The sequence below is a fragment of the Alcanivorax sp. HI0044 genome (assembly GCF_001634945.1).
In genome coordinates this window covers 1-636 of the sequence record NZ_LWEZ01000100.1, presented here as the reverse complement: position 1 = coordinate 636, position 636 = coordinate 1, and the positions used below count along the sequence as shown (strand labels likewise).

The following is a 636-nucleotide window of genomic DNA, read 5'->3' as shown; positions in this document are numbered from 1 at the left end:
AGCCGGTCATCCCGTTATTCGCCCCGTACAGCTCCATCAGGCGGCTCCCGGAAATCAGGATGACAGTATACGGCCCAGTACTTCTGCCACGTTACTGGATGCATTTTTTTGCACATTGGCAAGCACTTCTGCCAGCCGCTCCCGGCGCTGCGGTTCAAGCCGAGGCAAGCGCGCCGCACCATTGGCAAGGCGGGCCGCCACCTGCGGATTGATGGCATCCAGCCGGGACAGTGCCTGAGCAAACAACCGGTAGCCCTCCCCATTTTCCGCATGGAAGGCTGACGGGTTGCCATTGGTGAATGTACCCACCAGTGCCCTCACCCGATTTGGCGTTTTCCAGTCAAAGGCCGGGTGTTCGAGCAGGCCATTGACTCGCTCGACGGTCTGCTCGCCCGGCACCGTAGCCTGCACCGCAAACCACTGATCCATCACCAGCGCCTCTTCCTGCCAACGCTCGGCAAACTGTGCCAGTGCCTGATCAGCCCCCGGCAAGCCATGGTGCACCAGTACCTTCAGCGCGCCCAGCTCTTCGCTCATGCACAGGGGAAGCTCGAACAGTTCCACCGCCAATCGCGCCGCTTCGTCGTGTCCGCCTGCTGCCAAAAAGTCCAGTGCCAGATTACGTAATTGCCGCCG

At 61.2% G+C, this 636-nt stretch carries 1 protein-coding gene; it reads right to left on the bottom strand.

The window, feature by feature from the left end; translation table 11 throughout:
* Positions 1-54: 54 nt before the first annotated feature.
* Positions 55-636, bottom strand: a 582-nt coding sequence (locus A3730_RS01145) for an aminopeptidase N C-terminal domain-containing protein (protein WP_156500744.1), incomplete at its 5' end; no start/stop codon positions are given.